The 20,353-nt window shown below is 60.5% G+C and carries 21 protein-coding genes; 18 read left to right on the top strand and 3 right to left on the bottom strand.

The window, feature by feature from the left end:
- The first annotated feature begins 26 nt into the window (after positions 1-26).
- The 15 genes from L63ED372_RS13585 (at position 27) to L63ED372_RS13515 (ending at position 14,949) form a co-directional block, all read left to right on the top strand.
- Entirely contained in the window at positions 27-614 is a 588-nt protein-coding gene (locus L63ED372_RS13585; protein ID WP_156343633.1) for a Crp/Fnr family transcriptional regulator, read from the top strand.
- A 10-nt stretch (positions 615-624) separates the two neighbouring features.
- Positions 625-1,170, top strand: coding sequence for a copper chaperone PCu(A)C (locus tag L63ED372_RS13580; protein WP_231624501.1), 546 nt, complete (start codon positions 625-627; stop codon positions 1,168-1,170).
- Between the two features lie 20 nt (positions 1,171-1,190).
- On the top strand, positions 1,191-2,075 hold the full coding sequence (locus L63ED372_RS13575; RefSeq protein ID WP_062406644.1) for an MbnP family copper-binding protein: 885 nt from the start codon (positions 1,191-1,193) through the stop codon (positions 2,073-2,075).
- A gap of 21 nt (positions 2,076-2,096) precedes the next feature.
- Positions 2,097-3,245, top strand: coding sequence for a methanobactin export MATE transporter MbnM (locus tag L63ED372_RS13570; protein ID WP_062406642.1), 1,149 nt, complete (start codon positions 2,097-2,099; stop codon positions 3,243-3,245).
- A gap of 9 nt (positions 3,246-3,254) precedes the next feature.
- The gene (locus tag L63ED372_RS13565; RefSeq protein ID WP_156343632.1) at positions 3,255-3,617 is read left to right on the top strand and encodes a DUF2946 family protein; all 363 of its coding nucleotides are present in this window, start codon (positions 3,255-3,257) and stop codon (positions 3,615-3,617) included.
- 91 nt (positions 3,618-3,708) lie between these two features.
- On the top strand, positions 3,709-5,823 hold the full coding sequence (locus L63ED372_RS13560; protein WP_062406639.1) for a TonB-dependent siderophore receptor: 2,115 nt from the start codon (positions 3,709-3,711) through the stop codon (positions 5,821-5,823).
- 54 nt (positions 5,824-5,877) lie between these two features.
- Complete coding sequence (locus L63ED372_RS13555) at positions 5,878-6,768, top strand: DJ-1/PfpI family protein (protein WP_197275270.1); 891 nt, start codon at positions 5,878-5,880, stop codon at positions 6,766-6,768.
- A gap of 38 nt (positions 6,769-6,806) precedes the next feature.
- Entirely contained in the window at positions 6,807-7,676 is an 870-nt protein-coding gene (locus L63ED372_RS13550) for a TauD/TfdA dioxygenase family protein (protein WP_062406637.1), read from the top strand.
- A gap of 207 nt (positions 7,677-7,883) precedes the next feature.
- A complete protein-coding gene (locus tag L63ED372_RS13545) occupies positions 7,884-8,894 on the top strand; it encodes a sulfate ABC transporter substrate-binding protein (RefSeq protein ID WP_082431704.1) in 1,011 nt (336 codons plus the stop codon).
- Between the two features lie 159 nt (positions 8,895-9,053).
- Complete coding sequence (locus tag L63ED372_RS13540) at positions 9,054-10,046, top strand: sulfate ABC transporter substrate-binding protein (protein ID WP_062408124.1); 993 nt, start codon at positions 9,054-9,056, stop codon at positions 10,044-10,046.
- 9 nt (positions 10,047-10,055) lie between these two features.
- Positions 10,056-10,919, top strand: coding sequence for a sulfate ABC transporter permease subunit CysT (cysT, locus tag L63ED372_RS13535; RefSeq protein WP_062406635.1), 864 nt, complete (start codon positions 10,056-10,058; stop codon positions 10,917-10,919).
- Positions 10,916-11,803 carry a sulfate ABC transporter permease subunit CysW gene (cysW, locus tag L63ED372_RS13530; RefSeq protein WP_062406633.1) on the top strand — a complete coding sequence of 296 codons (888 nt, stop codon included), beginning with the start codon at positions 10,916-10,918 and terminating at the stop codon, positions 11,801-11,803. The genes cysT and cysW overlap by 4 nt, the downstream gene beginning before the upstream one ends.
- Before the next feature lie 26 nt (positions 11,804-11,829).
- Positions 11,830-12,924, top strand: coding sequence for a sulfate/molybdate ABC transporter ATP-binding protein (locus tag L63ED372_RS13525; RefSeq protein ID WP_062406631.1), 1,095 nt, complete (start codon positions 11,830-11,832; stop codon positions 12,922-12,924).
- 46 nt (positions 12,925-12,970) lie between these two features.
- A complete protein-coding gene (locus L63ED372_RS13520) occupies positions 12,971-13,705 on the top strand; it encodes a PhaM family polyhydroxyalkanoate granule multifunctional regulatory protein (protein WP_062406629.1) in 735 nt (244 codons plus the stop codon).
- Entirely contained in the window at positions 13,702-14,949 is a 1,248-nt protein-coding gene (locus L63ED372_RS13515) for an FIST signal transduction protein (RefSeq protein WP_062406627.1), read from the top strand. The genes L63ED372_RS13520 and L63ED372_RS13515 overlap by 4 nt, the downstream gene beginning before the upstream one ends.
- On the opposite strand, the gene tgt is transcribed toward L63ED372_RS13515, so the two are convergent.
- Positions 14,950-16,122 (bottom strand): tRNA guanosine(34) transglycosylase Tgt, encoded by a 1,173-nt coding sequence (tgt, locus tag L63ED372_RS13510; RefSeq protein WP_062406625.1) that lies wholly within the window; start codon positions 16,120-16,122, stop codon positions 14,950-14,952. It lies immediately after the preceding gene.
- 21 nt (positions 16,123-16,143) lie between these two features.
- Positions 16,144-17,070 carry a LysR family transcriptional regulator gene (locus tag L63ED372_RS13505; protein WP_062406622.1) on the bottom strand — a complete coding sequence of 309 codons (927 nt, stop codon included), beginning with the start codon at positions 17,068-17,070 and terminating at the stop codon, positions 16,144-16,146.
- Between the two features lie 111 nt (positions 17,071-17,181).
- Here L63ED372_RS13505 and L63ED372_RS13500 point away from each other — a divergent pair, with 111 nt between their 5' ends.
- Genes L63ED372_RS13500 through L63ED372_RS13490 form a run of 3 tightly spaced genes read left to right on the top strand, consistent with a single transcriptional unit; the run spans position 17,182 to position 19,252 of the window.
- Complete coding sequence (locus L63ED372_RS13500) at positions 17,182-18,447, top strand: aromatic ring-hydroxylating dioxygenase subunit alpha (RefSeq protein WP_062406620.1); 1,266 nt, start codon at positions 17,182-17,184, stop codon at positions 18,445-18,447.
- Between the two features lie 2 nt (positions 18,448-18,449).
- Positions 18,450-18,938 carry an aromatic-ring-hydroxylating dioxygenase subunit beta gene (locus L63ED372_RS13495; RefSeq protein WP_062406618.1) on the top strand — a complete coding sequence of 163 codons (489 nt, stop codon included), beginning with the start codon at positions 18,450-18,452 and terminating at the stop codon, positions 18,936-18,938.
- Positions 18,935-19,252 carry a non-heme iron oxygenase ferredoxin subunit gene (locus L63ED372_RS13490; RefSeq protein ID WP_062406617.1) on the top strand — a complete coding sequence of 106 codons (318 nt, stop codon included), beginning with the start codon at positions 18,935-18,937 and terminating at the stop codon, positions 19,250-19,252. Before L63ED372_RS13495 ends, L63ED372_RS13490 begins: the two co-directional genes overlap by 4 nt.
- Here the strand turns inward: L63ED372_RS13490 and queA are convergent.
- On the bottom strand, positions 19,240-20,346 hold the full coding sequence (queA, locus tag L63ED372_RS13485) for a tRNA preQ1(34) S-adenosylmethionine ribosyltransferase-isomerase QueA (RefSeq protein WP_062406614.1): 1,107 nt from the start codon (positions 20,344-20,346) through the stop codon (positions 19,240-19,242). The two genes, L63ED372_RS13490 and queA, sit on opposite strands and share 13 nt — an antisense overlap.
- Positions 20,347-20,353 lie beyond the last annotated feature (7 nt).

Here is a 20,353-nt window from a genome sequence, read left to right as displayed (position 1 = left end):
CTGGCCGATTCAGTCAGGAGCAGAGTGTGCAATTTTTAAACCAAATTCCGGTGGGTGAACCCATCAGCGTGAGTCGAGGCCAAAGCTTGTTGGTCGCAGGCGGTGTAGGCCCCGTGTGGCGCGTGACCCAAGGTGTTTTCAAGCTGGAGCGCCAGGGCCAAGACGGCCCAATACTGGTGCAACTGGCCCAAGCCGGTGACCTGATCGGCGTGGAGTCCCTGTGTGCCGAGCCCTATGCCTTCACGGCCGTGGCCTTGGTGGCTGCGCAAGCGCTGCCGCTTGCGGCGAGCCAAGACTTGGACCGCTACACCACCATGACGCAGGGCTTCATGCAGCAGCAACGCCAAACCTGCGACATGCACCGTTTGCGCACGGGCACCATCGTTCAGCGCCTGGCCTATTTGTTGACCGTGTTGGGCAAACAGGCCGATGGCCGCGTGCTGCCCGTGCAGCGCAAAGAACTGCCCACACTCAAGGAAATGGCCCGCGTGGTCGACTCCACTTTTGAGACGGTGTGCCGTGAACTCAACACCTTGCTGCCCGAACGCAAGCAGCCTCGCCTGCGTGTGCCCAGCGTGTGGGCGGTGGGCCAGCCCTTTGCCATGGCGGCCTGAAAGGTCTGGTATGCAACAAGTGATTTTCAGGTTCTGGCAGAGCGCCCCAAAAACCGGCTTTGGCCTGGGCTTTGTGACGGGTGGCTTGTTCATGGGGCTGGTGGCCCTGGCGCTGTTGGGCATGGGCTCTGCCCAAGCGCACGACTTTCGCCAAGGCGATGTGGTCATGGACCACCCCTACGCCATGCCCAGCCTGGCAGGCACGACCACAGGCGCGGTGTATTTCAAGTCCATCCGCAACAAAGGCAAAACGCCTGACCGCCTGCTGTCGGCCCGCACCGCTGTGGCTGCGCGGGTCGAAATCCACCAGATGCACATGGACGGCAATGTCATGCGCATGCGCCAAGTGCCTACCTTGGAGTTGCCCGCGCAAACTGAAGTGTCTTTGCGCCACGGCGGCGCAGGCACGCACCACTTGATGCTGCTGGACATGGCCCAATCCCTCAAAGACGGTGACCGCTTCGATCTGGAGCTGGTCTTTGAAAAAGCAGGTACCCGGCGTGTGAACGTCTGGGTGCAAACACCGCGTGCAGGTGCGCCTGCGCACAAGCATTGATTTTTGAACTGGAGAACACGATGAAAAATCTCTTCACCCTGACGGCAGTGGTCTTGGCCGTGAGCGCCTGCAACACCCTGCCCAGCCCACCCACTTCCCAAGCTGTTGAGCTGAAGTTTGCTGCCCAAATCAACGGCCAGCCCTTTGCCTGCGGCCAGCGTTACGAAGGCGTTGGCACCACGCGCTCGACCATCACGCCCAGCGACTTTCGCATGTACGTGAGTGAGGTCAAGCTGGTGCGCCAAGACGGCAGCACCGTGCCCGTGCAACTCGCGCAAGACGGCGTGTGGCAACAGCAATCGGTGGCGCTGCTGGACTTTGAAAACGGCGCAGGCCCTTGCCGCAATGGCACAGAAGCCACCAACACCAGCGTGCGCGGCCAAGCGCCTGCGGGCGAGTACACCGGGGTGGAACTCACCGTGGGCGTGCCCTTTGCACAAAATCACCAAGACCCCACGGTCGCCCCCGCGCCGCTCAACTCCACAGCCATGTTCTGGAACTGGCAAGGCGGCTACAAGTTCATCAAGTTCGACACCGCCAGCAGTGGCATCAGCACAGACCAACCCGCAGCAGCCAACGCCATGGGCCCAGTCACCCGTTACTCGGTGCACCTGGGCAGCACGGCATGCGCGGGCGAGAGCAAAACCCAAGCCCCCAGCGCTTGCCAAAACCCCAACCGCATGACGGTACGCCTCGATGGCTTTGACCTGCGCAAAAACACCGTGGTGGCCGACATGGGCGCGGTGCTGGCACAGGCCAATGTGGACGTCAACGCCAAAGGCACATCGCCCGGCTGCATGAGCTTCCCCAAAGACGGCGACTGCCCACCTGTGATGCAGGCGCTGGGCCTGGCCTACGACGGCGTGGCCGCTGCAGGCCCTCAACGCCTTTTGTCCAAGCGCTGATCTGCACCCCAGAGCTCGGCCATGAACCCTTTGCGCAAAATCCTGAGCACCTGCCTGCTGGCCTTGGCTGGTTGGGCTTTGCTCACGGGCAGTTCTACAGACGTTTTTCATTGGGACTTGCCTGCCTGGGTGCCACGCCCTGTGGTGCCCGCAGACAACCCGATGAGTGCGGCCAAGGTTGAGCTGGGGCGGCACCTGTTTTACGACCAACGCCTGTCGGCTGACAGCAGCATGTCGTGCGCCACCTGCCACCACCAGGACAAAGCCTTCACCGATGGTCTGGCCGTGGCCAAAGGCGTGACCGGGCAAGCGGGTCAGCGCAGTGCCATGGCGCTGGCCAATGTGGCCTATCTGCCGGTGCTGACTTGGGCCAACCCCAACCTCACGGCTTTGGAGGTGCAAGCGCTCATTCCGCTGTTTGGCGAGCACCCGGTCGAGATGGGCATGGCAGGGCGAGAGAAAGATCTGTTTGAACGCCTGCAAGCCGATGCGCGTTACCGCGACTTGTTTGTCAAAGCCTTTCCGGACGAAGCCGCAAAAGGCAGCGAAGCTTTGTATTCGCTGGGCACACTGACCAAAGCCTTGGCCAGTTTTCAGCGCAGCCTGCTCTCGTTTGACAGCCCGTATGACCGCTACAAATACGGCGGCCAGCCCACGGCCATATCCCCAGCAGCCAAGCGAGGAGAAAGCCTGTTCTTTGGCGAAAAGATGGAGTGCTACCACTGCCACGGCAGCTTCACCTTCACCGACAACATCCGCCACAGCAAGCTGCCATTGGCCGAGCGCGGCTTTCACAACACGGGCCTGCACAACATGGATGGCCGGGGTGCTTACCCCGCAGACAACCCGGGCATCAGCGAGTTCACGGGCGACGCCGATGACATGGGCAAGTTCCGCACGCCCAGCCTGCGCAACATTGCGCTGACTGCGCCCTACATGCACGACGGTTCGATCGCCACGCTCGACCAAGTCATCCGCGCCCACTATGCGCAGGCTGGCCGTGCAGGCGGCACGACCAACGGGCCCAGCCCCTTGCGCAGTTCATTGATCGGGGGCTTCGAGGTCAGCGAGCAAGAAGTCAGCGACCTGGTCGCTTTCTTGAACACCTTGACCGACCACACCTTTGTTCACAACCCTCGCCACGCGAATCCGTGGGCTGCCAGTCGTTGAGGCATGGACATGCACCGTTCACACCGCTTCTTTCACTCGCTGAGTCGCCTCGTGCTGATTTGGTACGTGCTGTTTGTGGGTGTTTCGGTGTTGGCCGCCACGTTGCAGCCCAAGACCATGGACGTGGTGTGTTCAAGCATGGGCATCATGAAGGTGGTGGTGCAAGGCGAGGGTGAAGCCCCACCGCTGACCAGCAACATGGACTGCCCGCTGTGCGCCCACGCCACACCTGCATTGCCGCCGCCCACGGTGGCCGCTTTGGCGCATGTGAACGATGCACGCGCCCACATCGTGCAAGCCTTGCCCGAGGCGCTGCTGCTGGTCCGCACCGCGCCGCCACTGCCTTCTCGCGGGCCACCTGACCAGATCTGAACGCCGCAAGGCGATTTGTCTCCACCCGAATTGATTGGGTGATGTCTTTTTGCGTGCAGTTTTTTCTTGCACATCCAGATCTCGTCAGAACATGAAAACAAAACTGAACTTCTCCACCGTGGCCATGGCCGCATCGGCTTGCTGCGCCGCTTTGGCCCAAGCCCAAACACAAACCATCGAAATCACGGCTGACAAAGACCGATATCAGCCAGCCTTGACGCAAGCTGCCACCCGCTCTGCGGTGCCTGTTGAGCAAGTGCCCCAGTCCATCGTGAGCATTCCACGTTCGGTCATCGAGGACCAGGGCAGCAAAACGGTTTCGGACGCCTTACGCAATGTCAGCAATGTGAACGAAATCGATCCACGCGACAGCAACAACGTGGGCTTCAAAATCCGGGGCTTCAACGCGGCCATGGTGGTCGATGGTGTCTCGGTGCCCGGTTGGTTCCAAAACCAGGAGAGCCTGGTGGGCATTCAGCAAATGGATGTGATCAAAGGCCCCGCGGGTGGCCTGTATGGCAGCGGCCAGGCGATTGGCAATTATTCGACGGTGGGCGGCACCATTGCTGTGACGACCAAAGACCCTGTTGCCACGGCCTCGCGTGAAGTGGGTGTCAAGTTGGGTAACTTTGGTCGCCGCAATGCGCACTTTGACCTGAACCAGCCGATCAACGAGGCGTGGGCGTTTCGGGTCAATGGCGAGCATGACCGCTCTGACAGCGAAACCCAAGGTGTGTTCTTCCGCAAGTCGGCGCTGAATCCGAGCCTGTCCTGGTCGCCCGATGCCAAAACCAAAGTGGTCATCAAGGCCCGCATGCTGGACAGCACCACAGTAGATTATTCGGGCTTGCCCCGCGCCAGTGCCTCGGCCAATGAACCTGCTGCTGGGGTGGCACGCAGTACATTCATCACGGCCACAGGCTTGCCCGACACCACACAAAAGGCACGCGGCTTGAATGTGCAGTGGACACAAGTCTTGAACGATGACTGGACTTTGAAGGCGCTGGCAGCGCACAACACGGCAGAAGTGGATCAGCGGGGGGTCTTTCCATTTCCCTATGGTCGGACAAGTCTTTTTGGCAGTGGCTTCGGATCCTCGGTGAATTTGGCGGGATTGCGTTTGTGGGAGAAACTGACCTCGGATACCCTCCAAGTCAGCTTGAACACATCCATCAAATCAGGGGGTGCTTTGCACCGCATCAGTTTTGGCCTGGACCAAGACAAAACCCGTGACGATGGATTCTTGGCTTTTGCGAACTCGCCGTCGTTTACGCCAGTTAATTTGTTGAACTACGTGCGTCCCGCTTGGGGTGAGCCTGCTGTGCCTGCTGCGGCCAATCAGCAACAAAACCGCAGCACTTCGACCGTGGTTTATGTGCAAGACCAAATTCAAGTGGGTTCTTGGCACCTGCATGGCAGCTTGCGCCATACACGCACCGAGGCCAAAGATTTGTATGCGGATTGGGGTATCAACAACCAAAGCACCAACAACAAGGTCACGCCACGTTTTGGTGCTGTCTTTGATGCCAGTGATGTTGTGTCGTTCTTTGGTGGTTACAGCCAGATGTCCCGTGTGCCTTTCGGCTCCTTGTTCAGCGTGGCGCCCAAAATGGAAGAGGCCGAGCAAAAAGAACTGGGTCTGCGCATCAAGGGCTGGCAGGGTTTGAGCGCCACAGCCGCCTTGTTTGACATTCAACGCAAGAACGCCGCCGTGTCAGATCCGGCCAATCCAGGCTTTTCTGTGCAAACGGGTGTGCAGCAAGCCAAAGGCCTCGATGTCGACGTGCGCTGGCAAGCCTCACCTTCACTGGCTTGGATTGCGGCCTATACGCACCAAACCGCAGAAATCACGCATGACACCAATGCCGCTTGGGTGGGTAAACGCCTGTTCAACGTGCCTGAACAGACAATGCGCGTGGCAGCACGTTACGACGTGCGACAAGGCGAGTGGAGCGGTTTGGGCCTGGGCTTGGGCGCGTCGCATCGCTCCAACCTGGCAGGCGACACCAACAACACCTTCTTGATGCCCGCTGTCACCTTGTGGGATGCACAGGCCAGTTACAAGCGCGGCGACATCCAGTACAGCGCCAGCATCAGCAACCTGCTCAACAAGCAGTACTACGCGCCCATGGCCTATTTTGGTGGTGGCCAAGTCGTACCCGGTTTGCCGCGCAGCCTGGTGGTGGGCATCAGCACGAAATTCTGATCCATCCACCACGCCACAGGAGGGGGCATCCGCAAGGGTGCCCCTTGAGCTCTCATGAACCGTCGTTATTTCTCTCGTTTGTTGTCCTGGCCCTCTGTGGTGCTGGGCTACTTGGCCATGCAGACGTCCCAAGCGTCGGCCAAGCCCGCTGCCGTGCAAGCGCCCTCAAAGCAAGCTGCTGATGAGCACCACTTGGCCACCATGGACCGTTACGCGCCGCTCATTGGCGGCCCCAAAATCACCATCGGCATGCTGGTTTATCCGGGCATGTTTTTGCAGGATTTGGTTGGGCCCTTGACCGTGTTCGAGGCCTTGATGAACAAGGAAATCCACCTGCTTTGGAAAGACCTGGAGCCAGTGGGCAATGAAAGCCCGGGGCCTGCAGCGCTCATTCCGGTCAAACCCACGACGACCTTCGCGCAATGCCCCGAGCAGCTGGACGTGTTGTTTGTGCCCGGCGGTGTGCCGGGTACCTTCACCATGATGGAAGACCCGGAAGTCCTCGCCTTTCTCAAGGCCAAGGGTCAAACCGCCCGCTATGTGACCAGCGTGTGCACCGGCTCCTTGATTCTGGGGGCAGCGGGTTTGCTCAAGGGCTACAAAGCCACCTCGTATTGGGACACTCGCGATGTGCTCAAGGAGCTCGGCGCGATTCCCACGCGGGGCCGCATTGTGGTGGACCGCAACCGCATCACAGGCGGCGGCGTGACGGCCGGGATCGACTTTGGCCTCAAGTTGGTGGCACTGCTGAAAAGCCGGGTCTATGCCGAGGCGGTGCAGCTGTACCTGGAGTACGACCCGCAGCCCCCCTTCAATGCCGGTTCGCCCGAAAAAGCGCAGCCACTGGCCAGACAGTTCCTAAAAGACATGTTTGCCGGGATGCGGGCCAATGCGTTTGCGACAGCCAAGCGGGCGATGCAAAGACTGCTGAGTGGGCCAACCTGAGTGATCACCCCACGTAAACTGTTGGCAAAGGAAAAGTCATGGTCCATTCGATCCAATTGCCACATGTTTACGAGTCATTTGTAGCCAAGCCCTTCACCCCCAACATCGGGGCCACGCTCCATGGTTTGGACTTATCGCAGCCACTGAGTGATCTGGCACAAACCGAGCTGAAGGACGCTTTGGCCCGGTTCGAGGTGATCTTTTTCCGGGATCAAGTGCTCACCCCGGCTCAGCAGGTGGCCTTCACACGCAGTTTTGGCCAAGTCAACGAAGTCAAAGCCTTCTTTCCGCGTGTGGAGAGTCAGCCCGAGATTGAAATTGTGGAAAGCACCGCCGAGCGGCCCGCTGCCAACAACAATTGGCATTCAGACATCACCTGGCAGGCCAACCCACCGATAGGCACCAGCCTGTATGCGCAAGTGATTCCGGCCAGCGGTGGCGACACCGTCTGGGCCAGCATGACCACCGCCTACGAGGCCTTGCCTGCTGACTTCAAAGCCTATCTGGAAACCCTGAGTGCCATGCACACCTGGGAGGTGACCGGCTGGACCGAATACTTGCTGCGCCAAGATGCCACGGGTGAGCAGCTGCAGGCTGCTCGCGCCAAATACCCGCCCGTGACGCACCCGGTGGTGCGTGTGCACCCTGTCACGGGCAAAAAGATTTTGTACGTCAACCCGACCTTCACCACCCACATCCATGGCCTGCCGCGCACGCAAAGCGACGCCTTGTTGGCGCAATTGTTTGGGCTGATCACCGCGCCCGAAGTGCAGGCGCGGTTTTGCTGGCAGCCCCATTCATTGGCGGTGTGGGACAACCGCTCGACCCAGCATTACGCCGTGGCCGACTTTTACCCGCAGCACCGCAAACTTCACCGCGTTACCTTCACGGCCGATCAGGCTTTTTGAGCCAAAGGGGCTTGGACCGTTTTGGGCAGCCACGCGCAAGCGCTGGTGTGCGCAGTTAAATGCCTTTGGGGCTGCGACAGGGAAAATCAGCCCTGGTGAATAGATTTTTTGCGCATGAAGAAATAGAAAAACTGTCGTTTGTTTTTTCTTGGCACGCTTCCAGAATCCAGCCCATCAGATTTTTGATGTGCAATTCTCAAGTGAGCCATGAAACTCCATCGCCTCTTTCGACACCTGACCGCATTTGCCGCGCTGTTCTTTTCGGCTGGGTGTGTTCTAGCCCAAACCTCCGTCAGCCTGCTCAACGTGTCTTACGACCCGACCCGTGAGCTGTACGTCGAATTCAACAAGGCCTTTGCCGCCCACTGGAAAGCCAAAACTGGCCAAGACGTGAGCTTCAAGCAGTCGCACGGCGGCTCGGGCAAACAAGCCCGCTCCATCATTGACGGCTTGGATGCCGACGTCGCCACCCTCGCGCTGGCGGGTGACACCGACGCCCTGCACAAAAACGGCAACCTGATTCCCAAAGACTGGCAAAAGCGACTGCCGCACAACAGCTCGCCCTACACCTCGACCATCGTGCTGGTGGTGCGTGCGGGCAACCCCAAGGCTATCCGTGACTGGGACGACCTGGTCAAACCCGGCGTCAGCGTCATTACACCCAACCCCAAAACATCGGGCGGGGCCCGCTGGAACTATTTGGCCGCCTGGGAGTTTGCCAAGCGCAAATATGGCAATGAAGCCAAGGCCAAAGACTTTGTGGCCGCACTCTACAAAAATGTGCCCGTGCTCGACACCGGGGCCCGTGGCTCGTCCATCACCTTTGCCCAGCGTGCGCAGGGTGACGTGTTCATCAGCTGGGAAAACGAAGCGTATTTGCTGGAAAAAGAATTCGGCAACAAGGTCGACTTTGTTTACCCCTCCTTGTCCATTCTGGCCGAGCCTGCGGTCACCGTGGTCGATAAAAACGTGGACAAAAAAGGCACCCGCCAAGTGGCCGAGGCTTATTTGCAGTTCTTGTATACCGAAGAAGCGCAGGACCTGATAGGCAAGCATTTCTACCGACCCATTTCACCCAAAGCCCAAGCCAAATACGCCAAACAGCTACCCAAGATCAAGCTGTTCAAAATCGAAGAAGCCTTTGGCGGCTGGGAGCAAGCCGCCAAAACCCACTTTGCCGATGGCGCTTTCTTTGACCAGATTTACACCAAAAGATGAGGCATCTGCTTTAGCTGTGAATTGACATAAGCAAACAACAAATGAGTTGTTTGAGATTGAAGCGTCTCCTCTCACAATCGCGGCCTTGGCTTGATGTTGGTCCATCACCGCGATGGCCCAACGTCAGAAACCGCACCCATTTTCCCCTTTGATCACCCCATGAAAACACGCACCCACATCGCATTGGCCATCACGCTGGCCTTGTCAGGCATCACCGCCACCGCCCAGACCTTGCTCAATGCCTCGTACGACGTGGCCCGCGAGTTCTACAAGGACTACAACGCCGCTTTTGTGGCGCATTACAAAAAGACCACAGGCAAAGACATCAAGATTGACCAGGCCCACGGTGGCTCCAGCGCCCAGGCGCGTGCTGTCAACGACGGCCTGGACGCCGATGTGGTGACCATGAACACCACCACCGATGTGGACTTTTTGGCCAGCACGGGTGTGGTGGCCAAGGACTGGAGCAAGCGCTTTGCGCACAACGCATCGCCCACCACCTCGACCATGCTGTTCCTCACGCGCAACGGCAATCCCAAGGGCATCAAGGATTGGGACGACCTGATCAAGCCCGGCATCAAGGTGATCGTGGTCAACCCCAAGACCGGTGGCAACGGCCGCATGGCCTACATGGCGGCGTGGGGTTATGTGAAAAAGAAGGGCGGCTCGGACGCCGATGCGTCCGAGTTCGTGAGCAAGCTCTACAAAAACGTGCCCGTGCTGGCCAAGGGCGGGCGCGATGCGACCACCATTTTCTTGCAGCGCAACATTGGCGATGTGCTGATCACCTTCGAGTCCGAGGTCATCTCGGTGGACCGCGAATTTGGCACGGGCAAGGTCGATGCGATCCACCCGTCCATCAGCATCGTGGCCGAGAACCCGGTGGCGGTGGTGGAGCGCACCGTGGCCAAAAAGGGCACGGGCGAGTTGGCCAAGGCCTATTTGGACCATTTGTACTCTGACGAAGCCCAGGAGATCGCCGCCAAACACGCCTTGCGCCCACGCAACCCGGCCATCCTGAGAAAACACGCCAACACCTTCAAGCCCTTGCAGCTGTTCACGGTGAACGAGGTCTTTGGCTCCTTCGCCGATGCACAGCGCGTGCACTTCAACGACGGCGGTTTGTTCGACAAGATCTACACCGTCAAATAAGTTTTCCCCATGACCGCATTGAGCCTTGCGGCGTCTGCCCCCAAGCGGACGCCCGTCAAAGTGTTGCCCGGGTTCAACCTGACCCTGGGCTTCACCATCTTTTACCTGAGCCTGATTGTGCTGATCCCCTTGTCGGCGCTGGTCTTCAAAACCTTCACCTTGACCTGGGACCAGTTCTGGGCAGCGGTCACCGGGCCGCGTGTCATGGCCTCGTACCGCCTGACCTTTGGCGCTTCGCTGATCGCGGCGCTGGTCAATGTGTTCTTCGGCATGCTGGTCGCCTGGGTGCTGGTGCGCTATGACTTTTTTGGCAAAAAGATCGTGGATGCGCTGGTGGACTTGCCCTTTGCGCTGCCCACTGCGGTGGCGGGCATTTCGCTCACTGCGCTGCTGGCGGGCAACGGCTGGATCGGCCAATACCTGGAGCCGCTGGGCATCCAGTTGGCCTTCAACCCCAATGGCGTGGTGATCGCGCTCATCTTCATCGGCCTGCCCTTTGTGGTGCGCACGGTGCAGCCTGTGCTCGAAGACGCCGAGAAAGAGCTCGAAGAAGCCGCTACCTGCCTGGGCGCCACGCGCTGGCAGACCTTCAGCAAGGTGATTTTTCCGACCATCGCCCCGGCGCTGCTCACCGGCTTTGCCATGGCCTTTGCACGCGCCATCGGTGAGTACGGCTCGGTCATCTTCATTGCCGGCAACATGCCGATGGTCTCCGAGATCACGCCCCTCATCATCATCGGCAAGCTTGAGCAATACGACTACGCAGGCGCTACCGCCGTGGCCCTGGTGATGTTGGTGGTGTCCTTCATCCTGCTGCTGATCATCAACGGCCTGCAAACCTGGCAACGCCGCCGCTCGGGAGCCACATCATGAGCCAGACACTCGCTCCTCGCAAAGTCCAGGCGGGCACCACCGAAGCCCGCTGGATTCGCCGCAGCCTGATCGGCCTGGCGCTGACCTTCATGTTTTTGTTTTTGGTCTTGCCTCTGGCTGCGGTGTTCACCGAAGCCTTGCGCAAAGGCCTGGATGCCTACCTCGAAGCGCTGAAAGAGCCCGATGCCTGGTCGGCGATCCGCCTGACCTTGATCACTGCGGCCGTGGCCGTGCCCCTCAATCTGGTGTTTGGCGTGGCCGCCGCCTGGGCGATTGCCAAGTACGAGTTCAAGGGCAAGTCGCTGTTGACGACGCTGGTGGACTTGCCGTTTTCGGTGTCACCCGTGGTAGCGGGCCTGATTTACGTGTTGATGTTCGGAGCGCAAGGCTGGTTCGGTCCCTGGTTGCAGGCGAACGACATCAAGATCGTGTTCGCGGTGCCCGGCATCATTTTGGCCACCGTGTTTGTCACCTTCCCCTTCATTGCACGTGAATTGATTCCGCTGATGCAGGCCCAGGGCAACGACGAAGAACAAGCGGCCATTGTGCTGGGTGCCACAGGCTGGCAAACCTTCTGGCGCGTGACCCTGCCCAACATCAAATGGGGCCTGCTGTATGGCGTCATTTTGTGCAATGCACGCGCTATGGGCGAGTTCGGTGCGGTGTCGGTGGTGTCCGGGCATATCCGTGGCCAGACCAACACCATGCCGCTGCACGTCGAGATTCTCTACAACGAATACCAGTCGGTGGCCGCTTTTGCGGTGGCCTCGCTGCTGGCCTTGCTGGCTCTGGTGACGCTGGCCATCAAGTCATTCATCGAGTGGCGGCATGAGCAAGAGCTCAAGGCTTCGGCCAACACACCCCCTGAACGCCCCACGGCCTGAACACCTCTTTGACAACGGTTTGAACCATGAGCATTGAAATCCGCAACATCGACAAACAGTTTGGTGACTTCACGGCACTGAACAACGTCAGCCTCGACATCGAGTCGGGCGAACTCGTCGCCCTGCTGGGGCCGTCTGGCTGCGGCAAAACCACGCTGCTGCGCATCATTGCAGGGCTGGAGACGGCCGACCGCGGCACCATCGCCTTCAGCGGCGAAGACACCACGCATGTGCATGTGCGCGAACGCCAGGTGGGCTTTGTGTTCCAGCACTACGCCTTGTTCCGGCACATGACGGTGTTCGAGAACGTGGCTTTTGGCCTGCGCGTCAAGCCCCGCAACCAGCGCCCGAGCGAATCCGAGATCAAGCGCAAGGTGCACGAACTTTTGGGTCTGGTGCAACTCGACTGGCTGGCCGACCGCTACCCCTCGCAACTCTCGGGCGGACAGCGCCAACGCATTGCGCTGGCTCGCGCACTGGCGGTTGAGCCCAAGGTGCTGCTGCTCGACGAGCCCTTTGGCGCTCTGGACGCCAAGGTGCGAAAAGAGCTGCGCCGCTGGTTGCGTCGCCTGCACGACGAGCTCAATGTCACCAGCATCTTTGTCACGCACGATCAGGAAGAAGCCCTGGAAGTGGCCGACCGCGTGGTGCTGATGAACAAAGGCAACATCGAGCAAATTGGCTCGCCCCAGCAAGTGTGGGACCAACCGGCCAGCCCCTTTGTGTATGGCTTTCTGGGCGATGTGAACCTGTTCCATGGCCGTGCGCACGAGGGCGAAATGCTCATCGGTGCAGATCAACACGCCATTCGCTTGGACACGCCGGAGCATGGCCAGGTGCAAGACGCCAAGGCGTTTGCCTATGTGCGTCCACACGACCTGGATGTGACCCGCTACACCCCGGGTGCTGCCAACACGGGCATTGTGGCCAAACTGACCCGCGCCATTGTGGTGGGGCCAGTGGCCCGTTTGGAGCTCGAGCCCGTGGAAGCGGGCATGTTCGGCAAAGACGCCGTCATCGAAGCACAGTTGTCGGCCTCTCAATACCGCCAGCAAGACTTCAAAGAAGGCGAGACGCTGGTGTTGACGCCACGCAAGGCGAGGGTGTTTGTGGAGGGTTGAAAGGCTCTTCGGGTAAGCTTTGCAGAACACTTTTCAAGGAACTGCCATGAGCGAACCCTCTGCCTTCGGCTTTGGCCAATTTGTGCCGGGCTTTGACTTTTTACAAAATCTGTCCAAAAACGCAGCCCAAGCCCAGCCCGCTGCGGCCGCTGGGATGCCCGGAATGGCCAGTTGGGTGGCGCCTACGCTCAGCATCGAAGACATCGACAAACGCATTCAAGAGTTGAAGTCGGTGCTCTTTTGGTTGGAGCAAAACACCACGGCGCTCAAGGCCACCATCCAGGCGATGGAAGTGCAAAAAATGACCTTGACCACGCTGCAAAGCATGAATGTGAACATGGCCGACTTGGCCAAGGCCTTCACGGTCAAAGCGCCTGCACCAGCGCCTTCACCAGCACCTGAGCCGCAAGCTGCTGCGCCACAATCGGTGACGCCACGGGCTGCCCCTGAGCCGAAACCCGTTCCAGCAGACGATGCGGTCAAAGATGCGCCTGAAGAATCCACAACGGGGCCCGCTTCGGCAAAGCCTGCGGTGGACCCAATGCAGTGGTGGGGTGCCTTGACCCAGCAGTTTCAAAACATTGCCGCAGCGGCCGTCAAAGACGTGGCCGCCGAAGCCATGAAGACAGGCATGACGGCCAAAGGGGCCAGCACGTCAGCCGCTGGCAAAAAACCAAGCCCCGCCAAAAAGGCCGTGGCCAAGAAGTCAGCCGCTGTTAAAACCAAACCGGTTGCCAAATCTGCGCCGCGCAAGGCGGCCGCCAAGCGCAAAGCGCCATGAACTTGTTTCCCTGTGGCCATGCCACCCACCCACAGTGGCGAATGGCCGCTGGCCTGGTGCTCGCGCAGTTGCGCGCCCAGATGGGTTTGCCCGATTACGCCAGCCAGCCCCGTTTAGGCTTGCTTTACATCACCGACCATTACGCGCCCGAGGCGCAAGCGCTGCTCGACCACCTGCGCCAGGCCTTGCCCGAGGTGCCCGACTGGGCAGGCACGGTGGGCATTGGCGTGGCGGTGAACAACGCCGAGTACTTTGACGAACCCGCCATGGCGCTCATGCTGTGCGACCTGTCGCCCGAGCAGTACCGCGTGTTTTCTGGGGTGTCGCCGCTGCCATCGGGCTGGGCCGATGCGGCCTTGGTGCACGCCGATCCGAACACGCCCGACTTGGCCGAGCTGATCAAAGAGATGGCCGAGCGCACGCAGCAAGGCTATTTGTTTGGCGGTTTGAGCGCCAGCCGCACCCGCAGTGTGCAGTTTGCGGTGCGGGCCGAAGACGCGGGTGGCCCAGAGGTGCACGGCGGTGTCCTCCAAGGTGGCTTGAGCGGCGTGGCGTTTTCGCCCGAAGTGCGCTTGCTCTCACGCGTGACGCAAGGCTGCCAACCGGTGGCGCCCGAGCGCGAGATCACCGAAGCCGAAGGCCATGTGGTGCTCAAGCTGGCGGGCGAGCCTGCACTGGATGTGATGCTGGCCGATCTGGACATCAGCCTGAGTGAGCCGCAAAAAGCCATTGCCGTGGTGCGCTCCACCCTGGTGGGCCTGAGTGCGCCCGGGCAATCTGGCGTGGGCCGTGCAGGCAATCTGGGCAACGACGTGCGGGTGCGTCACATCATTGGCCTGGACCCTTTACGCCAGGGCGTGGCGATTGCCGAACACCTGGAGCCGGGCATGCGCTTGACGTTTTGCCGCCGCGACGTGCAAGCGGCCCGTGCCGACCTGGTGCGCGTGTGCGCCGAAATTCGCGAAGCGCTGGAGCCCGAGATGCTGTCCATCGAGGCGATCAACGCCATGAGCGACGACCCGGTGCCCACGGTGCCCCAAGCGGGTCAGCGCATTGCAGGCGCTGTGTATGTGAGCTGCACTGGGCGCGGTGGCCCGCACTTTGGCGGGCCGAGTGCCGAGATGCAGATCATTCGGCATGCCTTGGGCGATGTGCCGCTGGTGGGCTTTTTTGCCGCTGGCGAGATTGCTCGCCAGCAGCTGTACGGTTACACCGGGGTGCTGACGGTGTTCACGACCGATTGATCACACGCCGCGAGCCCGATCCGACTTGAACTGCGCCCGGAACTGTGCGAACTGACCCACGTCCAGCGACTCGCGCACTTCACGCATCAGGTTCAGGTAGTAGTGCAGGTTGTGGATGGTGGTCAGCATGGGGCCGAGCATTTCGCCGCAGCGGTCCAGGTGGTGCATGTAAGCGCGGCTGAAACCGTCTCGGCCGCCGTTGTCCCACGACACGCCAGACGTTCCCGCGCAGGCATGGCAGGTACAGCTGGTGTCCAGCGGTTGAGGGTCGTTTTTGTGTCGGGCGTTGCGCAGTTTCAGGTCGCCAAAGCGGGTGAAGACCGTGCCGTTGCGGGCATTGCGGGTGGGCATCACGCAGTCGAACATGTCCACGCCATCGGCCACGCCCTGCACCAAATCTTCAGGCGTGCCCACGCCCATCAGGTAGCGCGGCTTGTGGGCGGGCAGCCGGTGCGGGGTGTGCGCCATGATCTGCAGCATCAGGTCTTTGGGCTCGCCCACGCTCACGCCGCCAATCGCATAGCCGGGGAAGTCCATCTCGACCAAAGCGTCCAGTGATTCCTGGCGCAGGTTTTCAAACATGCCGCCTTGCACAATGCCAAACAGCGCGTTGGGGTTCTCAAGGCGGGCGAACTCGTCTTTGGAGCGCACGGCCCAGCGGCGGCTCATCTCCATCGACTTGCGCGCTTCGGCCTCGGTCGTCAGGTGGCCCTTGGTCTCGTAAGGCGTGCACTCGTCGAGCTGCATCACGATGTCCGAGTTCAGGATGGTCTGGATCTGCATGCTCACCTCGGGCGACATGAAGAGCTTGTCGCCGTTCACGGGGCTGGCAAAGGTCACGCCCTCTTCGGTGATCTTGCGCATGTCGCCCAGCGACCAGACCTGAAATCCGCCCGAGTCGGTCAGGATGGGTTTGTCCCATTTCTCGAACTGATGCAGGCCGCCAAAGCCTTTCATGATGTCCAGGCCCGGGCGCATCCACAGGTGGAAGGTGTTGCCCAAAATGATCTGTGCGCCCATCTCGTGCAGGCTGCGCGGCATCACGCCCTTGACGGTGCCGTAGGTCCCGACCGGCATGAAGATCGGCGTTTGCACCACGCCATGGTTCAGGGTCAGCGTGCCGCGACGGGCGTGGCTGGAGGGGTCGGTTTTGAGCAGGTCGAATTGGAGCATGGCAGGGATTGTAGAAGGGGGTCAGAGGGTGCCATCGCCAAAGCATTGCGCGACCAACTCGCGCAGCCATTGGTGCCCTGGGTCTTTGTGCAGGCGGGCGTGCCAGAACTGGTGAATGGCGCTGCCGTCCACCGCCAGCGGCAGGGCGCGGGTGGTCAGGGCAAAGGGGCCGGACACGCGCTGGGCGAAACGCTCGGGGACGGTGGCGATCAGGTCCGAGTGGCCGAGCACATCGCCCAAAGCGACATAGTTCGGCACCGTCAGGCGAATTCGCCTTTTCAAGCCCTGTTGTTCCAGCGTTTCGCTGATGGCCGCATCGATCCGCCCGTGGCCCGTGCCTGCGGCGACCACGCGCACATGGCTGGCGTCAGCAAAGTCGCTGAACGACAAGGAGGCGGCTGCGGCCAGCGAGTGCGCTTCGCGCATCAGGCACACATAAGGTTGGCGAAACAGCGCTTGCTGGAAAAAGCCCGCCTGCAGTTGCGGCAGCAGGCCCAGCGCCAAGTCGGTACGGCCTGAGGCCATGTCGTCTTTCAGGCTGGCGCTGGTCACCGCCACCACATTCAGCGTGACGGCAGGGGCAGCTCCAGCCAGCGCGTCCATCAGCACGGGCAAAAAATACATCTCGCCCACATCGGTCATGGCCAGGGTGAAGCTGCGCTCGCTTGTGGCCGGGTCAAACGAGGCGCGCACATTGAGCGCTTGCTGCAGGCCGTCGAGCGCGGTGGCCACAGGTTCGGCCAGTTGCAGGGCGTAAGCCGTGGGTTCCATGCCCCGCTGGGTGCGCAAAAACAATTCGTCGCCCAAGCTGCTGCGCAGTCGGCCCAAGGCGCTGCTGACGGCAGGCTGGCTCATGCCCAGCACCGTGGCCACCGCCGACACGCGTTTTTCCCGCAGCAGGTGGTGAAACACCAGCAGCAGGTTCAGGTCGAGGCGAGCGAGGTCCATGGAGGCGTGGCGATGAATATTTGAAATTCAGATAATGATTATCTTTGAATTTCGATTTACTGAAATTGATGCTTTGCGCATGATGCGTATCAAGAAATACGAGGAGACGCCATGCGCGAACAACCCATCCACTGGGAAACGGACGGCACCAGCCGTGTCCCGTTTGCCGTCTACACCGATGAAGACCGGCACAAAAAGGAGCTGGAGCGCTTCTTTTACAAAAGCCACTGGAGCTATGTGGGCCTGGAGGCCGAGATTCCGAATCCCGGCGACTTCAAACGCACCGTGGTGGGCGAGCGCTCGGTCATCATGACGCGGGCCACCGACGGGCAGATCCATGTGGTCGAAAACGTCTGCGCCCACCGGGGCATGCAGTTTTGCCGTGAACGCCATGGCAACAAGAAAGAGTTTGTCTGCCCCTACCACCAGTGGAGCTACAGCCTCAAGGGCGACTTGCAGGGCGTGCCGTTTCGGCGTGGTGTGCGGCAAGACGGCAAAGTCAATGGCGGCATGCCCGCCGACTTTGACCCCAAGGACCACGGCCTGACAGCCCTGAAAGTGGCCACACGCGGTGGCGTGGTGTTCGCGTCGTTTGACCATGCTGTGGAGTCACTCGAAGACTTCATGGGCCCGACCATCCTGAAATACTTTGACCGCCTGTTCAATGGCCGCAAGTTGGTGGTGCTGGGCTACAACCGCCAGCGCATTCCGGGCAACTGGAAGCTGATGCAAGAGAACATCAAAGACCCCTACCACCCCGGCCTCTTGCACACCTGGTTTGTGACCTTTGGCCTTTGGCGTGCCGACAACAAGAGCGAGCTGCGCATGGACGCCCACCACCGCCACGCCGCCATGATCTCGACCCGAGGCAGCGCGGGCCAAGCCACGGGGCAGGCGTCGCAGGTCACACAGGTGAGCAGCTTCAAAGAGAGCATGCAGCTCAACGACCCGAGCTTCTTGGACATCGTGCCCGAGGGTTGGTGGCAAATGGAAGAGCAGATGCCCACCGCGGTGATGATGACGCTGTTCCCCAGCGTGATTTTTCAGCAGCAGGTCAACAGTGTGTCCACCCGGCACATTCAGCCCGACGGGCATGGTGCGTTTGACTTTGTCTGGACGCATTTCGGCTTTGAGGACGACACGCCGGAGATGATCGAGCGCCGCTTGCGCCAGTCCAACCTGTTTGGCCCAGCGGGTTTTGTGAGTGCTGACGACGGCGAGGTGATCGAGTTCTCGCAGCAGGCTTTCGAGACCAAGCCCGAGCACCGCATGCTGGTGGAGTTGGGCGGGCGCGATGTGGGCGAGACCGACCACATGGTGACCGAGACCCTGATTCGGGGCATGTACGAATACTGGCGCAAAGTGATGGAGGCCTAAAGATGAGCACGATCCCCATGGTGAATTTTGAAATCCACATGGCTTTGAGCCGCCTTTACGCCGATTACGCCTTGGCCGTGGACAGTGGCCAATGGGATTTGTGGCCCGAATTCTTTACCGAGCAATGCGTGTACAAACTCATCCCACGAGAAAACCACGAGCGCGGCTTTCCGCTGTGCACCCTGTCGTTCACCAGCAAAGGCATGTTGAAAGACCGCGTCTACGGCATTCAAGAGACGCTGTACCACGACCCGTATTACCAGCGGCATGTGGTGGGCGCGCCTGTAGTGCGAAGTGTGGAGGGTGATCGCATCCACGCCGAGGCCAACTACGCGGTGTTCCGCACCAAACTCGACAAGGCAAGCACTGTGTTCAACGTGGGCCGCTACATCGACACCATCGTGTTGACCCCCGAGGGCCTGAAGTTCGCCGAACGCCTGTGTGTGTACGACAGCGAAATGATCCCCAATGCCATCATTTACCCGATATGACCATGACAAGCTGGACCGACGTGGCCGCAGAGGCCGATCTGTTTGAAGGCGCGGGCATTGCCGTCGCCCCCGAAGGCCAAGACATTGCGCTGTTCAGCGTGGAGGGCGAAGTCTTCGCCATCAACAACTTGTGCACCCACGGCAACGCCAAGTTATGCGACGGCTTTGTGGAGGGCGACCACATCGAATGCCCCTTCCACCAAGCGCAGTTCAGCCTGCGCGATGGCTCGGTGGCTTGTGGCCCCGCCACAGAACCCGCCAAAACCTGGCCGGTCAAGATCGAAGGCGGGCGGGTGTTTCTTCAGCTGGGCTGAGATCCAGGTGCGGTGCGTTTGAGCAGCATCGAATCCCCGTAGCTGAAAAACCGGTACTGCTGCGCAATCGCGTGGCGGTACAGGCCCATGATGTGCTCGTAACCCGCAAAGGCACTCACCAGCATCATCAGCGTACTTTTGGGCAGGTGAAAGTTGGTGATCAGCCGGTCGATCACTTGGAACTCAAACCCCGGGGTGATGAAAATTTCGGTGTCGCCGCTGGCCTGACCGAACTTGGCCCAGGATTCGAGGGTGCGGACGGTCGTAGTGCCCACAGCCACCACCTGGCCGCCACGAGCCTTGCAGGCCGCAATGGCCTGCTGCGTGGCTTCGGGCACCTCATACCACTCGCTGTGCATGTGGTGTTCGGCAATGTTCTCGGTCTTGACCGGCTGGAAGGTGCCTGCGCCCACATGCAAGGTGACGCTGGCGGTGTGCACGCCACGCGCCGCCAGTGCGGCCAAGACGCCTTCGTCAAAATGCAGCGCGGCCGTGGGCGCAGCCACCGCACCGGGCGCACGCGCAAAAACGGTCTGATAGCGCTGAGCGTCTTCTTCGGAATCGGTGTGGGTGATCGCACCCGCAGGGCGCTCAATGTAAGGCGGCAGTGGCACCACGCCGTGCTTCTCCATCAAGGCGTGTGGCTCATCGCTCAGTTGCAGGTGAAACAGTTGGCCGTTTTCATCGGGCCAGCGACCCAACAGCACGGCGTCAAACCCGCCCTGGTGGGCGCCGCCCATCATGAACATCTTGCCGCCCACCAGCGGCTTTTTGCTGACCTTCATGTGCGCCACCACCTGATGGCCCGGCAAGACGCGTTCGATCAGCAATTCGAGTTTTCCGCCCGAGGCTTTCTCGCCAAAAATGCGGGCCTTGACCACCTTGGTGTCGTTGAACACCAGCAGATCGCCCGCATTCAGCAAGCTGGGCAGTTCGTGAAAAATGCGGTCGACGACCATGGCCGATGAGCCATCAAGCAAACGCGAGCCGCTTCGCTCGGCGGCGGGGTGTTGGGCAATCAACTCGGGGGGCAGCTCAAAGTCGAAATCGCTGAGCGTGAAGTTGCGTGTGTGGGCGCTGACGTCAGAAGTCATGGTGCTT

This window comes from Limnohabitans sp. 63ED37-2 (assembly GCF_001412535.1).
Taxonomy (GTDB): Bacteria; Pseudomonadota; Gammaproteobacteria; order Burkholderiales; family Burkholderiaceae_C; genus Limnohabitans_A.
This window is presented reverse-complemented; position numbering and strand designations above follow the sequence as displayed.